This is a genomic window from Chryseobacterium sp. SIMBA_038, assembly GCF_046535115.1.
In the GTDB taxonomy this organism is placed as follows: domain Bacteria; phylum Bacteroidota; class Bacteroidia; order Flavobacteriales; family Weeksellaceae; genus Chryseobacterium.
In genome coordinates this window covers 1-237 of sequence record NZ_JAWRXH010000433.1, presented here as the reverse complement: position 1 = coordinate 237, position 237 = coordinate 1, and the positions used below count along the sequence as shown (strand labels likewise).

General features: G+C 35.0%; 1 pseudogene. It reads left to right on the top strand.

What is annotated here, in order from left to right:
• Nucleotides 1–237 (top strand): annotated as a pseudogene (locus tag SB689_RS24170) (DNA mismatch repair protein MutS); the annotation flags it as partial.

The window sequence follows — 237 nt, the reverse complement described above, 5'->3', positions numbered from 1 at the left end:
GGAAATAAGATTGAAGCTTTTATCGACAGTTACGTAAAAGGAAAATCACGAAAGGATGTGGTAAAGGATTTCGTGAAAATTTTAGAACAGGAAAAATTCAGGAAAATTGGAGCTGATAAAGATGAAACCAAGCGACTTCAGGTAGTGAAGAGAAAGATTACTCAACAGCTTAAAAAAGAAGAAGTCATTGAGAAAATCACTGAAACCAACGAAAAGCTGGAAGAAAAACGCAAAACC